Raw genomic sequence first — 22,467 nt, 5'->3', positions numbered from 1 at the left:
CTATACTATTTCTATTATCGAAATATTTGAAACGAGGGATGCTAGATGACAAATTTACAGCAATTAGATGCGTATTTCACAGAACATCGCGAGACACACTTAAATGAATTAAACGAATTTTTACGTATTCCAAGTATTAGTTCTTTATCTGAGCATAAAGGAGATATACAAAACGCTGCCGAGTGGCTTGCCAATGCCTTTAAGAAACTCAATCTAGAAAACATCTCCATTACTCAAACTGCAGGTCACCCTGTTGTTTATGCGGATTGGTTACATGCAGAGGACAAACCAACTATTCTGTTTTACGGTCATTATGATGTACAGCCTGTTGATCCATTAAATTTATGGGATAGCGAGCCATTTAACCCTACAATTCGTGATAACAAATTGTTTGCTCGTGGTGCTAGTGATGATAAAGGACAAGTGTTTATGCACTTAAAAATGATTGAAGCATTATTTGCGACAACTGGCACATTACCAGTGAACGTGAAATTCATCTATGAAGGTGAAGAAGAGATTGGCAGTCCAAACCTTCCTGCCTATGTTGAAGAACATAAACAGAAATTAGCTGCAGACTTAATTTTGATTTCTGATACAGGTCTATACGGTCCTGGTAAGCCTGCTGTATGCTATGGGTTACGAGGCTTAACAGGGATTCAAATTGATGTTCGCGGTGCAAAAGGTGATCTTCACTCAGGTCTTTACGGTGGCGGTGTACAAAACGCTATTCATGCATTGGCTGACATTTTAGCATCTTTCCGTGATGAGCATGGCACAATTCAAGTGGAAGGCTTCTACGACAAAGTTTTACCGTTAACTGAAGAAGAACGTGAAGCTTACCGTGCGCTTGGCTTCGATGAAGAATCAGTGAAAGAAGAAGTTGGCGTGAAGGAATTATTCGGTGAAGCTGGCTATTCCTATTTAGAACGTACTTGGGCACGCCCAACATTAGAGATCAATGGTGTGTTTGGTGGCTTCTCTGGCGAAGGCATTAAAACAGTGCTTCCTGCTGAGGCTGGCGCAAAAATTACTTGCCGTCTTGTGCCAAATCAAGAACCCGATGAAATTGTAGCACTTTTAAAAGCACATATTGAAAAACATAAACCAACTGGCGTTGAAGTGACAATCTCTGAATTCGATAAAGGTCGTCCATTCTTAACACCATTTGATCATCCACTTATCCAAGCAGCTGGTCGCTCGTACGAAAAAGTATATAATGTGCCAACTGCTTACACACGTGGAGGAGGATCAATCCCTATCGTGGCTGCTTTTGATGAAATTTTAGAATTACCAGTAGTGCTAATGGGCTTCGGTTTATCTAGTGAAAACTTCCATGCCCCAAATGAACACTTCCATTTAGAAAACTTCGATAAAGGATTACGCGTTTTAAGCGATTATTTATTCGAGGTAGCTGAATTACAAAAATAAAATCAACAAATCCCCTCGCATTTTTTTACGAGGGGATTTTACTATGTTATTCTCCAAAAATCGTAACGATATCTGCTGATTTTTTACGTTCTTTCCCTTTTGGTATTTCATCAAAATAGCCAACTTGTAGCATTGCGATAATACGCTCACCTGGCTGGACTTTTAAAGCTTCACGGAATTTTGGGTTATCTAGGAAAGCAGGAGTTTTCCAGCATGAACCGATCCCTCTATCCCATGCAAGCAATTGAATGTTTTGAATAAAAATACTTGCCGCCGCGTAATCTTCTAAACGCTCTTTTTGTCGTACATCCTCAGGAACAATCACAAAAGCATAACCACCCGGTAATGTGAATGTCATCATTTGCTTCGCTAAATCTTCACTTGAAAGCTCCTGCCATTTCGGTATAGCTAAATCACGCAATACATGATGAAGGGCAGATAACTCCTTTCCACATGCAACGACTAAACGCCAAGGCTCTCGATTACCATGATTCGGTGCCCATACCGCATCTTCAATAATTGCCAGTAAATCTTCACGATTTACTGGCTGCCCATTAAACTTTTTAATAGAACGACGCTCAATAATCGCATCCCTAACAGACAAAAATTGTTCGCTCATATACTCGTATCTCCTTCTATAACATTACAGCTATATTTTCTATCTTTTACATTATCACAAAATGATGAGCTTTAATACTGCTACCTTCCTAAGCAAAACTATCATCTATATGAATATAATAATAAGTCATGCTTGGCGTATAGGCCGTTGAATCTTCATAAAAATATGGCCGATTAATACTATCTGAAGTATGTGCGTTAACGTATGGAATACCATTTTGAATACTCGTCACAATTACAGAATGGTCAATCCTTCCATCACCTTGGAAATCATAAAAAATGACATCTCCAAGATCTAATTCCTCAGCAGATTGCACACGCCTTCCCTTCAAGCCATTTTTAGAGCCCTCCAAATACCATCTAAGGGAATGTGCAACAGACCAGCTAAAGCTCCAATTGCTATGTTGAACCCACCAACCTCTCTCTCTATTTGGAGCACCTCGCATTGGTGCTCCTCCAGCAAGTAAGCATTGAGAAATATAGTTCGTACAATCGACAGTAAAATTCGGAAATGCTGGATTACGCCTGTTCCACCACAAATTCGCATATTGTACAGCGGCCTGTCTGTTATACATTTTTGCCACACTTCCCCTCCTTATATTCATCATATGTACAAAGAGGTGTTTCTATTAGCTAGGTCCATATTCGAAAACCTATATAAAGTGGTCTTTATCGGTGGTATCTTTTCAATTTTAAGGTAGTTTTTGCTACAATAAGGTTAAAAGAAATATACATTTTTATTTTATGACTGGAAGGGATGTTGAAAGTGAAGCAGCATGCTGAGAAAGAAATTATACAGCCTACTCTTTTATGCGATAAAAAAGGTAATTTAAATCCAGCTGCCATCGGATTTGCACGTAAACCCCTCATAAACAGCAATTTAAGTGGCCATATTCTGCGCAAAAAGAAATGGAATTATTGGTGTGTCTACGGTGACGAGATCATATTCTCTGCTACTATTAGTCATCTAGACTACGCGGCGGTCTGCTTCGTTTATTTCCTTGAATATGAAACACAGCGCTATTTTGAAAAAACGATTACAATTCCATTAGGCGGAAATTTAAAAATGCCTACACAGGTGCTAGATTCCGTATCATACAAAAATAGTGACATGATGATTGAGATGACTTATATACAAAATGAAACACATCTATCCGTTTCAATTCCGGACTTCGATGGAGATGTTTTACGTGCGAAGCTTGTCATTCAGCATCCACCAACAGATGAGTCATTGAATGTAGTCATTCCTTGGAACCGTAAAACATTTCAATTTACAGGTAAGCATCATATACTTCCTACTTCTGGAGTTGTAACAATTGGCACTCGTCGCTTTACATTTTCACCTGAAGAAAACTTCTCTGTACTAGAATATAGTCGTGGTGTTTGGCCGCGTGAGTCAACATGGAATTGGGGTATGGCCTCACAGCGAGTTCGAGGTAGACGAATTGGGCTCAATTTAGGCGGTAAGTGGACTGACGGGACTGGAATGACCGAAAATGCTGTTTTCGTTGAAGGTCAAATGACAAAAATACATGAAGATGTACTGTTCAATTATAATCAAGAGGATTTAATGCAACGGTGGAAAATTAAGACGAAATTCTCTAACCAAGTTTCATTAACATTCTCCCCGTTTTTCGAGCGCGTATCTGTCACAAAGGCCGGACTTGTAAAATCTGAAGTACATCAAATGTTTGGCTATTACGACGGCTCCGTATTACTAGACAACGGTGAAACACTTGTAATCAAGCAAATGCTAGGCAGTATAGAAGAAAATCGTGTGAAATGGTAAGAACAAAATAAATTAATTGCTATATCCTTCTCATACTAGGGTTTAACGCACTGACATTCGCACATCCTCAGCGCGTTAAATCCGAAAAAGCCCATGACTCGCGTCTATTCGTCGCTTTAGCGGTTCTTTCCCCTCGCTCTGTCGGGGCTATCCACGATTTTGACGGTTCTATCCACGTTTTTGACGGTTCTATCCGTCGTTCTGGCCTTTCTTTCCGTCGATCTCGGCTTTCTATCCGTCACTTTGACCTTTCTTTCCGTCGCTTCGGCTCTTCTATCCGTCGCTTTGACCTTTCTTTCCGTCGCTTTGACCTTTCTTTCCGTCGCTTCGGCGATTCTATCCGTCGCTTTGACTTCTATCGGTCACCTTGGCCTTTCTTTCCGTCGCTCTCGGCTTTCTATCCGTCACTTTGACCTTTCTTTCCGTCACTTAAGGCGATTCTATCCGTCGTTCTGGCCACTCTTTCCGTCGCTTTGACCTTTCTTTCCGTCGCTTCGGCGATTCTATCCGTCGCTTCGGCGATTCTATCCGTCGCTTTGACTTCTATCCGTCACCTTGGCCTTTCTTTCCGTCGCTCTCGGCTTTCTATCCGTCACTTTACCTTTCTTTCCGTCACTTCGGCTCTTCTATCCGTCGCTTTGACTTCTATCCGTCACCTTGGCCTTTCTTTCCGTCGCTCTCGCCTTTCTTTCCGTCGCTTTGGCCACTCTATCCGTCGCTCTCGCCTTCCTACCCATCACTTTGGTGATTCTATCCGTCGCCCCTACTTCTAGCCGTCACCTTAGCTCTTTCATCCGCCACTTTGACCGTTCCATCACTGCGTCTATCCCCCCGGCCATTCCATCCAATCAATCTGCTAATGCAGATACTATCTTCTCCGGGTCATCTGTAAATATTGCCTGTACACCAAGCTGCTGCAGTTGCTTTGCATACTCAACATCATTTACTGTATACACACGTACAACGGCTCCTTCATTAAGAGCTTCTTTAACTGATTTCCGAAACGCTGTTGCTAAGCTGACATGTATAGCATTTGCCGGAATTTGAGCTGTGTAGCCATAAAAATCAACTAAAATTTCTGCAAATAGCGCCGCTTTTTCGATATACGGTGCCCTTTGTGAGACGATCTGAATGGATTCATGATTGAAGGAGGAAAGAATCACTCTCTCTGTCATTTGGTATGCAGCAACTTCCTTAATGACAAGAGCTTCTATACCGTTATACGGAAATATATCTGTTTTAAGTTCAATATTAATACGATGATTTGTACCTGCAAACAGCTCTAATATATCACCTAGCGTTGGAATCCTTTCACCCTCAAATTCAGGAGAAAACCATGAACCAAAATCAAATGCGCGAAGTTCTTGTAGCGTATAATCCTTTACGTAGCCAGAACCGTTAGATGTGCGATCAATCGTTTCATCATGAATCACGACCAACTCCCTATCCGCTGTTAAATGAACATCTAATTCAATCCCAACAATCGGAAGCTTGGATGCAGCTACAAACGCAGCGATAGTATTTTCAGGGTAACGTGCAGAAACGCCTCTATGGGCAAAAATATCCAATTCTAATAACCTCCTATTTCGCCCACCTCTCATCAGATTAGCGGGCGGGCCTTGAATTTCGGTTTTCCTTCTTCCTAAATAATCCTATTACAATTTCACTTGATGGTAAATATTTTATATAGTAGTATGAGAATCTACTTGAAATTGTAAGTACTTAGGAGGTGCTAAAATATGACTGTACAACATCCAGATTTTCAGGCTGAAGTGGAACGGCTAGTTTACACCAAAAATTACATGCAGCAAATTTTAAATGAATCGCAAAAAGATTTGCGATCTGCTCAGGAAAATATCCGTAAGTCGATGGCAGATCTTGATTATTTAGATTCAAGTTTGAGCTATTTAAATATCTTAGCAAATGCTCGTTTCTTTGAAATGGCTCGAAACCAAAAGGAAGGCTTAGAGGCTGTTCAAAAAAAGCCATACTTTGCCCGAATTCATTTTCAAAAAACTGGAGATCCTGAAGAATTTCTTTATATCGGTAAAACCTCTTTGTTTCATCGAGAAACCCATGAGCCTATTATAGTCGATTGGCGTTCACCGGTAGCAAACGTCTATTATGATGGTCGCCTTGGGGATATGGAATATGATGTGCGTGGAGAGATCCATAAGGGACACCTATTTGCAAAGCGTCAATATAAAATAGAAGATGGTAAATTGCTTGATATACAGGATATTGATTTAACAACAAACGATGAATTACTGCAAGAAGCGTTAGCTGGAAAAGCAGATGTGCGTTTAACAGAAATCGTCTCCACCATCCAAAAAGAGCAAAATGAAATTATTCGAGCTCATCTTCGTCAGCCTATCATCGTACAAGGGGCTGCTGGTAGTGGAAAAACAACAATTGCCTTACACCGAATATCTTACTTCCTCTACACAATGGGCGAACACTTTAACCCTGAGCAGCTCATGATTTTAGCACCAAATAAGTTATTTATCGATTATATTGGTGACGTTTTACCAGAGCTTGGTGTCGATAAAATTTGTCAAACAACCTTTACCGATTATGTTCTAGCTGCAACTAAACTAAAACTGAAACTTCAAAACCCTAATGAACAATTAGAATCTCTTGTTGCAGGAGAAGCCCAACAGACCATCTCTTGGATATCCGAAATAAAGGGCTCTCTTTATTATCGGGATGTAATCGAACGATATGTTCAAAAAATAGAGCAGGAAATTGCCAACCAATTCGAGGATGTTTCCATTGAAAAATATTGCATTATGCGCGCCTCCCATTTAAAGAAGCTATTTTTATATGAATTTTCTTATATGCCGATTGAAAAACGACTAGCTCATATTAAAAAGGTGCTAGCAAGCCATGTTCGTCAAAAGAAACAGGCTATTTTAAATATGCTCCATAAAAAATATGACGAAGCACTTGGTAAAGCACTGAATGGTATTCGTGATGATGACAAACGTCGTCGCGTTGTCACTAAGTTTATCGATGAACGTGATGAACGTATTCCTGCTATTGAGAAAGAGGCAAAATCAACAGTATCTGTTTATATGCGTCGCTTTGCTAAACATAACATTAAAACTCTCTATCGTACCCTTCTAACAAATGCTGAGCTTTTAGCAGAGCTTGCACCAGAATGGCATTATCTTGAGCAACAGCAATTTTTACAAATGCATGCTAAAGAACAATGGGTGCTTGAAGATTTAGCTGCACTTTATTATTTACAAGCTCGTATAAAAGGAATTCCAGATGAATGGAAAATGCGAGTTGTCTTTATCGATGAAGTACAGGACTATAGTTTATTTCAGCTTGCCGCTTTAAAAACAGGGCTTGAAACGGATATGTTTACTATGGTTGGTGATTTAGCACAAGGCATTCACAGTTATCGATCTCTTACTGCCTGGGAACCCGTTCAAAATCTATTTCCCCGAGCAAGCTTCAGAACACTTCAAAAAAGCTATCGAACAACAATTGAAATTATGGAGGTAGCGAACAAGATTTTAGCACAAATGGACGAACAGCTTCCCTTGGTTGAGCCCGTGGTTCGTCATGGCCATGTACCTACCTATATACAGGCACAATCATTTGATGCCCAGCAAATTAAGCAAATTTTTGAGAACATTCGAGCCAATGGACATCATTCCATTGCTTTAATTTGCAAAACTACTGCAGAGGCAAGATCCATGCAGCAAGCATTAAAAAACAATAAGATTGCCGCTCAGCTCCTAACTGAAACTGAGTCCATCAATCAGGAATTATTGCTCGTTGTTCCAAGTCATTTAGCTAAAGGCCTTGAGTTTGATGCAGTCATCGTAGCTGCCTTCGATATCCCTTTCTATGATACGAAGATTGATCGAAAGCTACTTTACGTGGCACTCACTCGAGCAATGCATGAGCTTTATTTAATTGGCCCATCAAAAAATACTTTTCTATTAGAAAATGAACAGATATAATAATCAGTTTCGCCTCGGCGTAATTGTAGCTGACGCTTTGCTTTCGCTACAGAAAACAATGGTAGCTGACGCTTCGCTTTCGCGCAGATTAACAATGCGTCCGGATTTTGAATTGCGGGACGTGGCGTTCTTAGACTGAGTTCCCCTATTTCAGCAGGTGTTACTGAAAAGAAACCACACACGCATACATCTCAACACTTTCTGAGGCGGGAGTCTTCTGCTGAATGAAAATAAAAAAGTCGCTATCACGGCGACTTTTTTATTTTATTGAATGCTCATTTATCAATTCCGAGGTGGTAGACGGTAAAACTTCCCTCTGAATAAATACGCTTTAACAACCTTCCACCATGAACGAGGTGCTTCCTTTCGAGGAGACTTTTTTTTAGGCAATGCCGGCATTCGCATGATAACGACTCCTTTCATAGGCTTCGCAATACTATATGAAGATAGTGACAAACTTATGTTCAATATTAACTTCTTTCAGCAATGTTTTCTGTACCGAAAGCGTAGCGACAGGTACTAATGTTTTCTGTACCGAAAGTGTAGCGACAGGTACTGATGGTTTTTGTGGCCGGATTTTGAATTGTGCTTGAAAAGTCTCTATTCAACTGACATTTTTTACTCGCTCTCAAACGTTCACACCGCCACACCGGATTCCTAAACAAATTGTAGAGAGCCAAATAAAAAGAGTGAGCAGCGATGCACCATCCATTACATCACTCCTCACCCTGTTTTTAGTTTTTCACGAAATAATCTATTTGTTGAGCTTTCATAAAGCCCGCCTTCTCATAAACAGAAAGTGCTTTTCTATTTTCAATTTCTACATCAAGCATGACATATTTCGCTCCATTTTCACTTGCAAAATCCTTTGAAAATGTCAGTAAAGCTGTACCAATACCTTGCCCTTCACAAGTTGGAAGAACAGCAAGTGCCGTTACCCATTGAATTTCATTTTCTTCAACGGTCGTTACTGTACCGACTACCATATCGTCTTTACGTGCTACCCAAAGCTTTCGTCCATTCGTTGACGTGTTAAAGGCAATTAGCTCCTCGGATTCTTCTGGTAAATCCCCAAATGCCTCACTATAAATAGTCATTAACGCTGCATGCTCCCCAGCATATGGAGAAATCTCAATATCGCTACGTAATTCAACTCGTTCCGCTCTCGTTTCTAGCGTTGCCTCTGAGAAGCTATATGTATAGCCTCTTTTTTCAATAAATGCATGGCCGAAAGGTGATCCATCAATGACTACTGCCAATTGACCTTCTGCACCTCGTTCGTCTAGTCCCGCTTGTAGCCCCCCGACTAAAGCGGTTCCAATTCCTTTTTGACGATGTAATGGTGTAACTACTAACGACCATTCATACGTATGTAACCCCATTAAATCAATTGCACTAGCCGCACCGACTAACACATCCTTGTCATCGTCATACGCAAGAACCATAAAACCTTTCGAATCAAAGGAGCTTGCCATTGGTATATTCATAATCGTTTCATATACACGATAATCGTTTAAAGTTGCTTCTTCACATAATGTTTTTAATTCATTTAAGGTTTCCCCATCTAACGGGAAAGACACTGTAATTACTGAAATATCCATTGTTTACTCCGTTCTTGTATCAAACTATTGCCCTATTGTAGCAAGAAAGAAAATAAGCTGGCAACAAAATATAATTGTAACTTCTCATAATCAGCGATTTCACTTTAATAAATAATGGATTTTTACTACTGTCCATTTCTAAAATGACTAAAACTAACTAGAAGCTATAGATACATATAATTAGATTTACACCTTATTTATCGTCAATAGATTCATTTATTTTATAACCAACCCCACTATTTATACCATTAAATTACATTTTATTATTAGGCTCTTCACCCAAATATGTACTTGACTACACATTCCATCCAAAAGGACGCTTAATAAAAACATACAAAAATCATTTTCATCAGATAAAAAGAGTGAGTAGTAACGTTCGACACACTACTCCTCACCCTGCTCTTTATTTTTCACACATTGCTACAATTACTCATCAAGATGATAAGATGAAGATTGTAACATCTGTGCATAAATGCCACCTGATTCAATTAACTTTTGTTGTGGCCCCGCTTCGACTAACTCACCCTTGTGCATAACAAGCACAATATCGGCATTGTGCACTGTATTTAAGCGGTGAGCAATAACAAAACTTGTTCTTCCCTGCATTAACGTGTCTAGAGCCTCTTGAATCGCAAGCTCCGTCACAGTATCAATGCTACTTGTCGCCTCGTCCAACAACAAAATTTTCGGGTCTGCAATCAATGCACGTGCAATTGACAATAACTGCTTTTGACCTTGCGAAATTTCACGACCATCTGCCGCAAGTACTGTATCATAGCCATTCTTTAGCTTCATGATAAAGTCATGTGCATTCGCACGCTTAGCCGCCTCTTCTATCTCCTCATCACTAGCATCTAATCGCCCATAACGAATATTTTCACGTACAGACGCCTCAAATAAAAACGGATCCTGTAATACAAAGGCCATTTGCGAACGCAAAGCTTGTCGTGCTATTTGCTGAACGTTCACACCATCAAATAAAACCTCACCCTTCGCTACCTCGTAAAACCTTGCAATAAGCTGTAAGATCGTTGTTTTCCCTGCTCCCGTTGCCCCAACAAGAGCTACTGTCTGTCCAGGCTCTACGTTAAAATTGACGTCCTTTAAAGTGTAAGCTTCCGCTTCTTGCTCATATTTAAAGTACACGTGTTGAAAACACACCTGTCCTAATAGTTTATGCTTCTGCGCGAAAGCAGCTTCCTCTTCAGGCTGTTCATCCAGTAACGCAAATACACGTTCCGCACCAGCAATCGCTGACAGTACTGTGTTAAATTGGTTGGCTAGATCGTTTAATGGTCGTGTAAATTGCCTTGCATACTCTGTAAAAATAACAATTACTCCGATTGACACATGTCCATAAAAAGCAAGTACGCCTCCAATACCAGCCACAATTGTGAAGCTCATATTATTTAAAAAGTTCATGACCTTTGGAATATACCCAGAGTATGTTTGTGCCCAAAAGCCAGTTCTTTTTAATCGTAAACTTTTTTCACGAAACTCCTCTTTCATTCGTTCCTCTTGTGAAAAAGCCTTCACAATCCGCTGACCTGAGATTGTTTCTTCAATCATGCCATTAAGCGCTCCTAAGGCCACTTGTTGCTCTTTAAATAATGGTGCTGTTCTCCGTGTAATCCAACGCATTGCCCAAAACATTATTGGTATAATCGTCATCGTTAATATCGTTAGCAAAGGGCTTAAACTTAACATAATAATCACTGTTCCTGTAAGCGTTAATACACTGGAAAACACTTGGATAAAGGAACTGTTTAAAGTTGAGCTAACTGCTTCAATATCATTCGTCATCCGACTCATTAATTCTCCATGCTGACGGCGATCGAAAAAGGCAATCGGGAGTCTTTGGAAATGGGCCAATACACTCGTTCGTAATCTATAAATTGTTTGCTGAGCAATACCAATCATCCAATAGTTTTGTAAAAATAATGATACTGCTAATAGAGCGTAAATGCCGATTAACAGCCTAATTCCTTTGCCTAGTCCTGCAAGCTCTCCATGCATTACATACGTGTCAATCATTTTACCGATTAGATATGGCCCAAGTAGAGCCAATATTGAGCTCACCATGACTAGTAACAGCACAATAATTAATAGTGCACGTTGTTCATCAACAATTTTCCATAAACGTAACAGTGTACTTTTCCAATCTGTCGCACGAGGTCCCTTCTTTTTCTTAACAGCCTGCTTCACATCATCTTGCGTCAAAATCGGTTCATAGCCAAAAGGTTTTTGGAAAAATCCCATTATTCCTCTACCTCCTGTTGGGAGATTGCGATTTTTTTATAGAGCGCTGAAGTTCGCAATAGCTCTTCATGTGTCCCGTATGCGACCACTTTTCCTGCATCAATGAGTAAAATTCGATCTGCCCCCTTAGCTGTACGAATTTTTTGAGTGACCACTAGCATTGTTGCTTGTTCTTCACTTAATGCTTCCCATAACGCTTGTTCCGTTTTAACATCAAGCGCACTTGTACTATCATCGAGCATCAATATATGACCTTTTCTTAATAACGCTCTTGCAATAGATAATCTTTGTTTTTGACCACCTGAAAGATTGACACCCTTCTGTCCGACTCTTGTCTCGTAACCATTTGGGAAATCCTCCACAGAAGCATGGATTTGCGCTTGCATTGTAGCCTGTAGCACGGCATCCATTTCAGCCTCTGCATCCCCCCAACGAACATTATCGGCAATGCTTCCTGTAAACAACAACGATTGCTGAGGGACATAACCAATGATTTCACGTAGTTCTTGTAAATCCCACTTCTGCGCATCTTTTCTCTCTACTACTATTTTGCCTTCTGTGACATCGTAGAAGCGAGGAATAAGCTGTAGCAATGTTGATTTCCCTGCACCTGTTGCCCCCATAATGGCTAACTTTTCACCAGATTTCACTTGGAAGCTTACATCGGATAGTACCGGTGAATCTCCCCCAGGATAAGTAAAGCTAACATGATCAAAAGCTAATTCTCCAAAACTCATGCCCTTAGGTGTTTTCTCTGAAGATGACGGTAGTTCAATCTCATTTTCAATAGAAAGTACTTCTGCCATACGCTCTGCTGATGCTTTTGCACGCGCATAAAAAATAATAATAAAGGCAAACATCGAAAACGAGCCTGTCATACGCATTGCATAATTAACAATAGCAACAATATCTCCAAGTGGAGTCGTACCTGCAGCTATTTGCTTCGTCCCAAACCATAGTACTGCAAGTAAACTCATATTCATGACGAATAACAATACTGGCATAATATACTCCATTGTACGAAGAGCCTTTACTGTATCTATTTTTAAGCGTGAAGCAACCTCGTCAAAACGCGACGCTTCATAAGCACCGCGTAAATAAGCCTTCACCAATCGAATCGCCTGCAAATTTTCTTGTAGTACACGATTTAAACGATCTATTCTTTTTTGTACGAGCCCAAAATAAGACACACCTTTGGCCACCATGAAAATAAGAAAAACAAAAATAATGGGTGCGCCAATAACTAAACACAATGCCAGCTTTGCATTTACAACAAAAGCCATCACAATGCTGCCAACAACCGCAAGTGGTGCCCGGAGCATAATTCGTAGACTCATAAACAACACCGTCTGCACTTGTGTCACATCATTTGTTAACCTTGTAATAAGTGACGCCGTTGAAAATTTTTGATAAGTAGCCAATGTAAAGGATTGTATTTTTTCAAACAGTGCATTTCGTAAATCATAGGAAAAGCTTTGTGCTGTATGTGATGAAAAATATGAATTAACGATACCAGCTAAAAAAGCTACAAAGGATAAAGCCAGTAAAACAGCACCCCATTGCAAAATCATCCCTTCGTTTTGGGCTCGCACCCCATCATCTATGATTTTAGCCATTATAAGTGGTTGAGCAAGCTCAACAAATAATTCCAACAACATTAAACATAACGCAATAAATGCAGTCCATTTATAAGGCTTTACATAGGAAAAAACCTCTTTCATATTCTTCCCCCTTGTCCTAAAAAGAGATTCCCTATAACCCGAACATAGTAACAATCTCCTGTAAAGATAGTATTTTTATGCTTTTCTCCTGCTATCGAAAGCCACGTTACACAAACAAGCATAACGAACACCCCAACTAATTGCCAATAACCTAATGATGTACCAAATATGATCACTTAAATAACCACAGCTGTTAATGGTTCAATACTAGAAAGAATACTAGTCTCAACTGTTGTAATATATTTCATGCTACTTACAAGCCACAGTTCCAAAGAATATTAAGCGTTACACCACCTATATGCATTCTCCAGCCAACAACAAGAAGTACACTCCATTCTACCTTCAGACGTGCAGGATACAACGTGATCAACAGCTACTCCCCATAATAAGGCTTTGTTACTAACTAACAAAACCTCAAACAAAGCGTTCGTTAGTAGGAGAAAAAGACCTATAAGCGTAACAATAATCCCTATCACTTGATATTTTTGGGGTCATTTTTTAAACTAAGAGAGACATAAGCAACAATAAATATCGGTGATAAAAACTGTAGTAAGGTAAACAGTACAGCATTACTTTCGTTGATCGCTGCCACGGGAACAAACTGTACATCCAACATCCCTATTATTCCGAAAATAAGGGGCTGTCTACTCCATAGTTTTCGCTAAAAATTGCATATCTTTTCCAGTTGGTGATCAATTTCATTGAACCAAAGACGATAAATATTATTCCTTTTAACCGTTCCATACAACTCCCGCATCCTATATACGTACTAAGGAATGTTATTTTTCTCCAATTTTTTTCTTAAGTTTCACTAGAAAAGTCCTATTTTTTTCATTATCAAATATTTACAATTATATTCGTAATGACTAATTCCCGATAATTAACTATAATATTAGTATATATAGATTACTCAAGGAGATCGAATAATCATGAGTCATATCCACAAATCATTTACGATTGATGAAAATTATTTAAATTCACTTCCTTTTCCTTCAATTGTCATAAATCAAGATGGACAAGTTATAATTTTGGGAAAACTTGCTGAACAGCTATTTGGTTTTTCAGCTACTGATACAAAAGAACTTACTGCTTCATTCATACATGAAAATATACTACGCCAGCTTTCACCAGAGACGTTTCAAACAATTTTACAAAATGATGACAGCATGTATATAGATCCAATTCAAATGAACTCGTATACCAATGAAAAAATTACGACAGAGCTGCTAACTAAACCATTTACTGAACAAGGAGAGCGTTTTATCCTTATAATGTTTATGTTACCAGAATTAATGATTAATTCTGTCTCAAATAGCAGTACTCTCGTAGACTTAAAACAAGGCTTAGACTCGACATTTATGACAATAACACTTGATCATGATGGATTTATTTTAGAATGTAATGCTGAATTTTTAAAAACGAGTCAATGGACACCTAAGCGCGTTATTGGTAAAACGTTTTGGCAGCTATTCCCTAACAATGAAGTGAGCGAAAAGATCACAAATACTATCTGGCGTAATTTGAACAATGGCAACACGTGGCAAGGTGAAGTTGAAAAAATCACAAAATCGGGCCAGTCTTATTGGGTACTATTAACAGCTATCCCGACATTTAATCTTGAAGCAAACGAGCAACAATTTATTTTAATTGAAAAAGACATTACGAAATCAAAGACAATACAACATCAGCTTGAAAAAATCGCTTATATTGATACAGAAACAGGCCTCATGAATGCACATCGTCTCGAAAAAGTGATTTCCAGCATGATTGAAGAAGAAAGAAACTTCTCTTTTGTCTATTTAAGTATAGATAAATTTTATACGTTAAAAGAGTTACATGATCATCATATCGATCAAGGCCTTATTGTAGAGTTTACAAACCGTATAAAAATGTATTTCCAAGATAGCACAATGGCACGCATTAACGAAAATGATTTTGTCGTAATTACACCTTTAAGTGAATGGTTTATTCAGGGCTTCCTGTCTTATTTACAACACCATCCAATTTATAACAGTAATGTTGCTGTCCCTATTTCTATTAGTGGAGGAATTACACGTTATCCTGAGGATCAAGCTACATTCTCCCAACTAATGAAAGCATCCATTGCTACTATTACAACTGTTCGTCAAGCAGGTGGCGGTAAAATCGTCTCACTATCAAAAGCAACACACAAGGCATTAAATCGTAAAGCTTTAATTGAAAAACGTTTACTTCAGGCACTTGACCAAAAAAATCTAAAAGTCCTTTATCAGCCACAAATTGACGTTTATTCAGGTAAAATCACAGCTGTAGAAGCATTAGTTCGTTGGGAAGATGAAGTAGTAGGCGTTGTCTCACCAGATGAGCTTATTCCAATTGCTGAGGAAACGGGTCTCATTAATAATATCGGTTCCTTTATGTTAGAAAAAGCTTGTGAACAGGCACTAATCTGGAAAAAAGCCGGGCTTGATTTAAAAGTATCCATTAACTCTTCTGTACGCGAATTTCGTGATAAAAACATGGCACAGTCAATACTTGAAATGTTAGCGAAAACAGGCTGTCCTGCAAGCCTTATTCAAATAGAAATTACAGAGAAATTTGCCTTAGAAGCAGAAGCTGCTACTTTTATTACACAACAAATGCGTAAGCTTGAAAATGAAGGCATCTCCTTTGTACTAGATGATTTCGGTACCGGATATGGCTCATTTAGATATATGCAAATTCTACCAATAGATACATTAAAAATCGATAAAGCATTTACTAGTGCTTTATTGAAATCCGAAAAAACACAAAAGCTAATTAACGGTATGGTACAACTTGGTAAATCTATGGAACTTAGAGTCGTAGCAGAAGGTGTTGAAACTGCTGAACAAGCAGACCTTTTAATCACTTATGGTTGCGACGCTATTCAGGGTTACCATATTAGTAAACCAATTACGTCAGAAGAAGTTGAAGCATTACTCGTTAAATAGTTAAATTAAAGAAGGAGGTTACGATTAAGAACGTAACCTCCTTCTCCCTATTTATTTTAACTTTCGCTTCGGCTTTTCTATCCGTTACTTTGGTTGAGTTTATCCGCCGCTCTAGCTTCTATCCATCGCTCTGGTCTTCAATCCGCCAAGCTCTCCCCCACATTTGCTGTAGAGCCTTACTTCTTATAGACTTTTCGGAATGTCGCTTTACTAGTACGAACAGAACGAAAAATAAGCTGCATAAATACTTCCGCGAACACAAGCCCCATAACGATTGCACCTGTAATTAAAAATGCCTTTAACCCATACTGTAGCCCCTGTAAATAATCATCCTCTACAACATTTCTCATTGCATTGTAAGCCATACCTCCCGGAACTAACGGGATAATACCACCAACAATAAAAATAATCATCGGCATTTTAAAGCGTCGAGCATACAAATGCGCAACAATGGCAATGACAAATGAGCTATAGAACGAGGCATTCACAATATCCATGCCATGTTCTGTTAGGACGAAATATATCATCCAGCCTATGACCCCAACAAAAACGCAATAAAGTAATACTTTTCTTGGTACATTAAATATAATTGCGATACCAGCAGTCGCAAAAAAACTAACAATCAATTGTATGATATAGTCCATGTCGTCTGCCTCCTAAAACGATAAAGTGACAGCAATAGCTGCACCAATGGCAAAAGCTGTTAAAAAAGCTTCTACTCCCTTTGCCATCCCCGATATAAAATGACCTGCCATTAAATCCCGAACTGCATTTGTAATTAATAAACCTGGTACGAGCGGCATAACGGAGCTAATGATAATTTTGTCTAATTCAACACCATAGCCACATTTCACGGCAAAGACAGCTATATATCCTATTGCTAATGAAGCAGTAAATTCTGAGAAAAATTTTACTTTTGTTAAATAATTGATCATCACAAGTACTAGGAAGCCTACCCCTCCGGCTAAAAACGCTACAGGAAAATCAGACCATCCTCCCTTAAACATTATAAGGAAAAAACCACTCGCAAGAGCCGCTGCTAAGACTTGTATATATGTTGGTAAAAAATAATTTGTTTTTTGTATCGACTTTAGCTCGTCATAAGCTTCTTCTAATGTTATCATGTGAGATGTGAGTCTCCGAGATACTGAATTTACCAAGGCTATTTTTTGTAAATCTGTAATTCTGTTGGAAATTGATACAATTCTCGTTGGCTGTGTCTTGCCTAACGAAAAAATGATTCCTGTTGGTGTGGCATAACATTGCGCATCCAGCATATTTTGAGAATGTGCCATGCGTAGCATCGTATCCTCGACACGGTATGTTTCTGCACCACTTTCAATCATAATGCGCCCTGCAAGCAATAAACAGTCCAACGTAAATTCATTATCTGCTTCATGTAAAACCATTACAGCTATCTGCCCTCCTATCAATTATGCCTCGGCATAATTGCGTCTGGAATCGGCTTTGTGCTGGCACAAAGAACTCCTTTCCGATTCCGTGACATCCGCCGGAGGCTTTAACTTATTTCAGTGGGTGTTTTTGCACCCACTGAAATAAGTTAAGGTTCCTTGCCCATAGTATCGAACTGCAAATAAAAACTCAACTGAAAATTTTTAACTTTTAACAAAAACACTTTGGCTTTCATATGCTGAAATGTGTAAGTTGCTGAGTTATTTATTCATGAAGATCGGTTCCCTATTAATTGATTGCAAAACTTCGTAGATTCGTATAACTTTTTCAATGACTAACACGTCTGATTTTATAGAAAAATAAATAAGGAAAGGAGCGTATCCATCAAAATGCCGGAACGCAGAAGAAGAAGACGCGGCCAAAGAATTGATTTTCTATTAATCGGCCTCATCATTACATTATCTACTATTATTTTAGTCATTATCCTATCAAAGGATGATTTTAAGTTTCAAAAAATTAGTGCCTCAAAAGAGACAACTTCAGATTCAATAAAGAGTAATCTATCTACAGAAAGTTCTGCGTTTCCAGGTATACGTATTGTAACAGATGTTTCTGATGATAAGCGAACACCTTTTGCTATTCACTACCCAGAAACAGATAATGAAGCTTTTAACGACGCTGTATTACAGTACATAAAGGATTCAAAAGAAAACTATCTGGCATCTATGAAAAAAAATAAAGATAAAAAGGCTAAGGGCGAGCTTAATATTAGTCTGGAAACTTTCCCATATCAAAAGCATTACTATTCCTTTGTTCTAACAACAATGCTGTACACAGGCGGAGCCAATCACGAGGTTTCAACGAAAACATTCTTCATCAATAATGAAACTGGTGAATTAATTTCTATTCAAGCATTATTACACAACGATGAAAACAACTTATCGACATTAGCAACTCATGTACGTAATGACTTACAACGAAACCCCCAGTTAAAAGATGAGCTTATCCAGGATGAGCTCTTAAAGGTAACTGAACCGAAGTGGTCTAACTTCAATCGCTTTGCCATCGTTGATGATTCATTACAATTCTATTTTGATGAGTATGAGATTGCTAGCGGAGCAGCAGGTGCGCCAATTGTGAAGCTTCCCCTTTCACTTATTAATCCGTTGTTAGCCCCTGATTTCCAGATTGCCATGGAAAAACCGGCGAAACCAATTAATACAGGTGACCCTAATGCAAAACGTATTGCCTTAACTTTTGATGATGGCCCACATCCAAAAGTTACAGAACAAATTTTAGATACCCTTGATAAATATCATGCAAAGGCTACCTTCTTTATGCTTGGCAGTCGTGTACAATATTACCCTGATATTGCGAGAGACGTACTTGCACGTGGGCACGAAATAGGTAATCATTCATGGAACCATCCTGTACTAACAAAACTGCCACTAGAGTCGGCAGTAAACCAATGCACATCTACAGTTGCGGAGATAGAGAAAGCCATTAATCAAAAGCCAACTGTATTTAGACCACCATACGGAGCAACAAATGATGCTATTAACGCTCAAATCCCTGTTCCTGTTGTCTTATGGACAATTGATACATTGGACTGGAAGCATCGCGATGCACAACAGTTACTACCTAATATCAAAAATAATTTACACAATAATGCGATCGTCTTAATGCACGATATTCATCAATCAACCGCTGACGGTCTTGATGCCGTACTTGCCTATTTACAAGGGCAGGGCTATGAATTCGTGACAGTATCAGAGATTCTTCCATATCGCCAATAACTAACCAAAGAAAAAGGCCAATAAACTCAAGGTTTATTGGCCTTTCTTTTGTAAAAAAAATGGTCGAATAGAACGTTTAGTCACTTTAAAGAGGGTGATTTCCGTTCCAGGCTACTCGCTTTCCCACGGGAGTCGAGTAGCCTTCCACTTCAATCAACAATAGCGTAGAACTTTTATATATTTTTATACATTTAAAAGTGAACAGTATAGCTACGAATTATAATTTAACAGAATGATTTATACCTATGATGTGATTGTACATCTGTTGCTGTCACTTCTTTGGCACTGTGCTTTCATACAAAAATCTGTTGCTAGAGTTTCATATCACTATAAATCTGAGTGATATACCAGAAATCACATTCTATATATAGTGGAGACTGTGCGACTCCTTTGGGATCACAGCGTCACAAATGAGACCCTCGAGTGAGCAATTAGAGGAACGAAGGCTAAGAGCAAATGTTTTATCTGCGCGAAAGCGAAGCGTCAGCGACAAAAGCGCCCAGTCGGAACGGAAATCACCCCCTCGTTTTGCAGAAGAATCTTACTTCATTTAATATGGCACTTTAATCTCTCTGACCTAATAGTTTTTCAACAACATAAAAAGTCCAATAAACTCAATCTTGGGTTTATTGGACTTTCTATTTATTTTATTGTTAATGTATCAAGTGGCTTAAAGTCTTTTAAGTTATAACTCTTCACTTCATTGCGTGCTACTGTGTAAAGAGCGTCATCTATATAGATTACACGCTGTACAAGCTGCTCCCAATTTTCATACTGCTCGCCAGTGCTTTCGTTAATGATATTTCCTTTTAGCACAATGCCTTTATCCGCAGTGATTTCATAGATTTGTGCGCCTTGACCTTTGTAAACAATTTCATCTCCCTTCCCTGCCTCATAAAGGACAACCGGGAAACCAAAGTAATTGTATTCTGGATTACGAAATAGCGCTTTAGGATTGTATTGAACATCCGAGTACGAGCCCTTACCACCGATTTTCACTGAAGATTGTTCCTTTGGATTTTTGAAATCTGAAACATCAAACAATGACATTTTCATATTTGTTGTAACTGTAAAATTACGCTTTGAATTGGCATCATAACGTTGCTCTGTATCATAGCCAATGCCGATTAAATGCGTATCGTCTAATGGATGTAAATAGTTACTAAAGCCTGGAATCTTCAGTTCACCTAATACTGTTGGATTCTTTGGATTTGCTACATCAATCACAAACAGTGGATCAACTTGTTTAAAAGTTACCACATATGCTCTTTCACCCATAAAGCGTGCAGAATACACTTTTTCACCAGGAGCTAAATCTTTTACCGCACCAAGCTGGTGTAAATTTTCATCTAAAATAAATAGGTGGTTACGTGATATATTTTTTTCATCCCACATGTTCCCTTCCGTTGTAACGATGCGGAAATTGCCCTCATACTCATCCATTGAATATTGGTTTAACACGGATCCTTTTACTTTCGTAGTACCTACAAAATTCAGGGCAGTTCCATCAACATTCCATTTAAAAACTTGTGTATCCGTTGTTCTCGGCATCCAGATCATATCCGTAATGCGACCAGCAGCAGGAACGTCTGAACTTCCATCATAAATTGGTGTTGTTAAATAAAGTGCATTCTCCGACATATAAAGCCCACTACTGCCACCTAAATATCCCTTAGTATTTGCAGTTGTCTTGGCACCATTTTTTAAATCTATAGCTGTAATCAAGCTATATGTTCCATCCATAGTATTTGGTAAAATAGAAATTTTCTCTAAAGGTAAGCTTTTGTACTCTTTACCTTCTAAACTATCAAATGTTTTTGGTTTTAAATCTGGCGCTTTTTGCTCTCGAAGCATCCAATAATTCGTATACATATTACCGATTAAATATAATGTGTCGTTTGTTATTCGAATATCCTGTAAATATCCCTCTTGCCCCACTTCACGTATAAACTTAGGATTCTTAGGATTTGAGATATCATACAAAGTAGCTGTCAACATACTTGTGTCTGCTTTTTCTAAATATTCGTCTCCAATCGCTATTAATAAATTATTATATAATGCTAGCTTCGAAATATATTGTGATCCTTTCAGCTTGATTGTTGTTGCTAATTTTAAATTTTTCGGATCTTTCGCATCAACTACCGTAATACTTTGATCCTTTACAGCATAAATAAAGTCATCTTTAACAACAACGATATCACCTTCCTCCACGCCCTCTACTTGATTATTTGTTGTGGAGGCATCTTTTGCACTCGCTTTCTCCTCGTTGCTTGCCATTTCTACGCTTGTTTCATAGTCCAATTCTTTTTGTGAGTGGTTGGCTAAAAGTGCTTCGAAATATTGTTGCAGCTCTTTTTCTGATTTTACCGCTTCTAGCTTTTCAATGATGGTAAATGGTATTACTTGTGAGGCTGTTTTAGTTCCGCTTAGTGCAAATGCTTCTTTATTCACATGTAATTTATAGCTACCAGGTGCTAAATCGCTAACGATCAGTGTCTTTTTATCGTCCCCCAATGTTATTGTTGCTAGCACCTTTTTATTTTTGCTATTTGTTACGTATACATTGGCATCCGTTATTTTGCTTTCCTTTATTGCCTCTATAAAGGACACTTGCCAGCTATGCTTTGTCATACTCGCACTTGCAGTCTGTGCCTCCACTTTTTGGGGCACCATCAGCGAAAAAGTTCCTGGCAAACTAGCTAGTACGGCGATGAGTAAAATGGCTATCCACTTATTTTTCATCATTTTTCCTTCCTTTCATAATGTTGTTTATTAATTAGACTACCAAAGAACAGGAAAGTTACACTATTCTGAATTTTTTTCAAGCAACACACCTGCTGATTAGACAAATTAATCCACTCTTTAGATTTGCTCTCATATTAAGGCTGATCGTATTATTTAACTTTATCACTAG

At 38.6% G+C, this 22,467-nt stretch carries 15 protein-coding genes; 6 read left to right on the top strand and 9 right to left on the bottom strand.

Annotation, left to right across the window (positions count from 1 at the left end):
* The first annotated feature begins 45 nt into the window (after positions 1-45).
* Positions 46-1,428, top strand: coding sequence for a dipeptidase (locus tag BFJ97_RS13315; protein WP_068985144.1), 1,383 nt, complete (start codon positions 46-48; stop codon positions 1,426-1,428).
* 46 nt (positions 1,429-1,474) lie between these two features.
* Here BFJ97_RS13315 and BFJ97_RS13310 read toward each other — a convergent pair whose 3' ends face one another.
* Positions 1,475-2,047 (bottom strand): nitroreductase family protein, encoded by a 573-nt coding sequence (locus tag BFJ97_RS13310; protein ID WP_068985143.1) that lies wholly within the window; start codon positions 2,045-2,047, stop codon positions 1,475-1,477.
* A gap of 88 nt (positions 2,048-2,135) precedes the next feature.
* On the bottom strand, positions 2,136-2,630 hold the full coding sequence (locus BFJ97_RS13305; protein WP_068985142.1) for an amidase domain-containing protein: 495 nt from the start codon (positions 2,628-2,630) through the stop codon (positions 2,136-2,138).
* 182 nt (positions 2,631-2,812) lie between these two features.
* Between BFJ97_RS13305 and BFJ97_RS13300 the strand changes: the two genes are divergently transcribed.
* On the top strand, positions 2,813-3,835 hold the full coding sequence (locus BFJ97_RS13300) for a DUF2804 domain-containing protein (RefSeq protein WP_068985141.1): 1,023 nt from the start codon (positions 2,813-2,815) through the stop codon (positions 3,833-3,835).
* Between the two features lie 473 nt (positions 3,836-4,308).
* Positions 4,309-4,608, top strand: a complete 300-nt coding sequence (locus tag BFJ97_RS24205; RefSeq protein ID WP_139114439.1) for a hypothetical protein — start codon at positions 4,309-4,311, stop codon at positions 4,606-4,608.
* Between the two features lie 75 nt (positions 4,609-4,683).
* Here the strand turns inward: BFJ97_RS24205 and BFJ97_RS13295 are convergent, their stop codons facing one another.
* Positions 4,684-5,403 carry a glycerophosphodiester phosphodiesterase gene (locus tag BFJ97_RS13295; RefSeq protein ID WP_068985140.1) on the bottom strand — a complete coding sequence of 240 codons (720 nt, stop codon included), beginning with the start codon at positions 5,401-5,403 and terminating at the stop codon, positions 4,684-4,686.
* Positions 5,404-5,574: 171 nt separating this feature from the next.
* Here BFJ97_RS13295 and helD point away from each other — a divergent pair, with 171 nt between their 5' ends.
* Entirely contained in the window at positions 5,575-7,812 is a 2,238-nt protein-coding gene (gene helD / locus BFJ97_RS13290) for an RNA polymerase recycling motor HelD (protein WP_068985139.1), read from the top strand.
* A 734-nt stretch (positions 7,813-8,546) separates the two neighbouring features.
* On the opposite strand, the gene BFJ97_RS13285 is transcribed toward helD, so the two are convergent.
* The 3 genes from BFJ97_RS13285 to BFJ97_RS13275 form a co-directional block, all read right to left on the bottom strand.
* On the bottom strand, positions 8,547-9,413 hold the full coding sequence (locus tag BFJ97_RS13285; RefSeq protein ID WP_068985138.1) for a GNAT family N-acetyltransferase: 867 nt from the start codon (positions 9,411-9,413) through the stop codon (positions 8,547-8,549).
* A 426-nt stretch (positions 9,414-9,839) separates the two neighbouring features.
* Complete coding sequence (locus tag BFJ97_RS13280) at positions 9,840-11,672, bottom strand: ABC transporter ATP-binding protein (protein WP_068985137.1); 1,833 nt, start codon at positions 11,670-11,672, stop codon at positions 9,840-9,842.
* Positions 11,672-13,393 carry an ABC transporter ATP-binding protein gene (locus BFJ97_RS13275; RefSeq protein ID WP_068985136.1) on the bottom strand — a complete coding sequence of 574 codons (1,722 nt, stop codon included), beginning with the start codon at positions 13,391-13,393 and terminating at the stop codon, positions 11,672-11,674. Before BFJ97_RS13275 ends, BFJ97_RS13280 begins: the two co-directional genes overlap by 1 nt.
* 929 nt (positions 13,394-14,322) lie before the next feature.
* On the opposite strand from BFJ97_RS13275, the gene BFJ97_RS13270 reads away from it, so the two are divergent.
* Positions 14,323-16,344, top strand: coding sequence for a bifunctional diguanylate cyclase/phosphodiesterase (locus tag BFJ97_RS13270; RefSeq protein ID WP_068985135.1), 2,022 nt, complete (start codon positions 14,323-14,325; stop codon positions 16,342-16,344).
* 176 nt (positions 16,345-16,520) lie between these two features.
* Here the strand turns inward: BFJ97_RS13270 and BFJ97_RS13265 are convergent, their stop codons facing one another.
* Positions 16,521-16,988, bottom strand: a complete 468-nt coding sequence (locus BFJ97_RS13265) for a threonine/serine exporter family protein (RefSeq protein ID WP_068985134.1) — start codon at positions 16,986-16,988, stop codon at positions 16,521-16,523.
* 12 nt (positions 16,989-17,000) lie between these two features.
* Positions 17,001-17,753 (bottom strand): threonine/serine exporter family protein, encoded by a 753-nt coding sequence (locus BFJ97_RS13260; protein ID WP_068985133.1) that lies wholly within the window; start codon positions 17,751-17,753, stop codon positions 17,001-17,003.
* 393 nt (positions 17,754-18,146) lie between these two features.
* Between BFJ97_RS13260 and BFJ97_RS13255 the strand changes: the two genes are divergently transcribed.
* Positions 18,147-19,553: a polysaccharide deacetylase family protein gene (locus tag BFJ97_RS13255; protein WP_068985132.1), complete on the top strand. Its 1,407-nt coding sequence runs from the start codon at positions 18,147-18,149 to the stop codon at positions 19,551-19,553.
* Positions 19,554-20,195: 642 nt separating this feature from the next.
* Here the strand turns inward: BFJ97_RS13255 and BFJ97_RS13250 are convergent.
* Positions 20,196-22,298 (bottom strand): beta-propeller domain-containing protein, encoded by a 2,103-nt coding sequence (locus tag BFJ97_RS13250; RefSeq protein WP_254660167.1) that lies wholly within the window; start codon positions 22,296-22,298, stop codon positions 20,196-20,198.
* Positions 22,299-22,467 lie beyond the last annotated feature (169 nt).

The organism is Lysinibacillus xylanilyticus (assembly GCF_001708185.1).
In the GTDB taxonomy this organism is placed as follows: Bacteria; Bacillota; Bacilli; order Bacillales_A; family Planococcaceae; genus Lysinibacillus; species Lysinibacillus xylanilyticus_A.
Note: the sequence above shows the minus strand (reverse complement) of the source record. Positions and strands in the feature narration are given on the sequence as shown.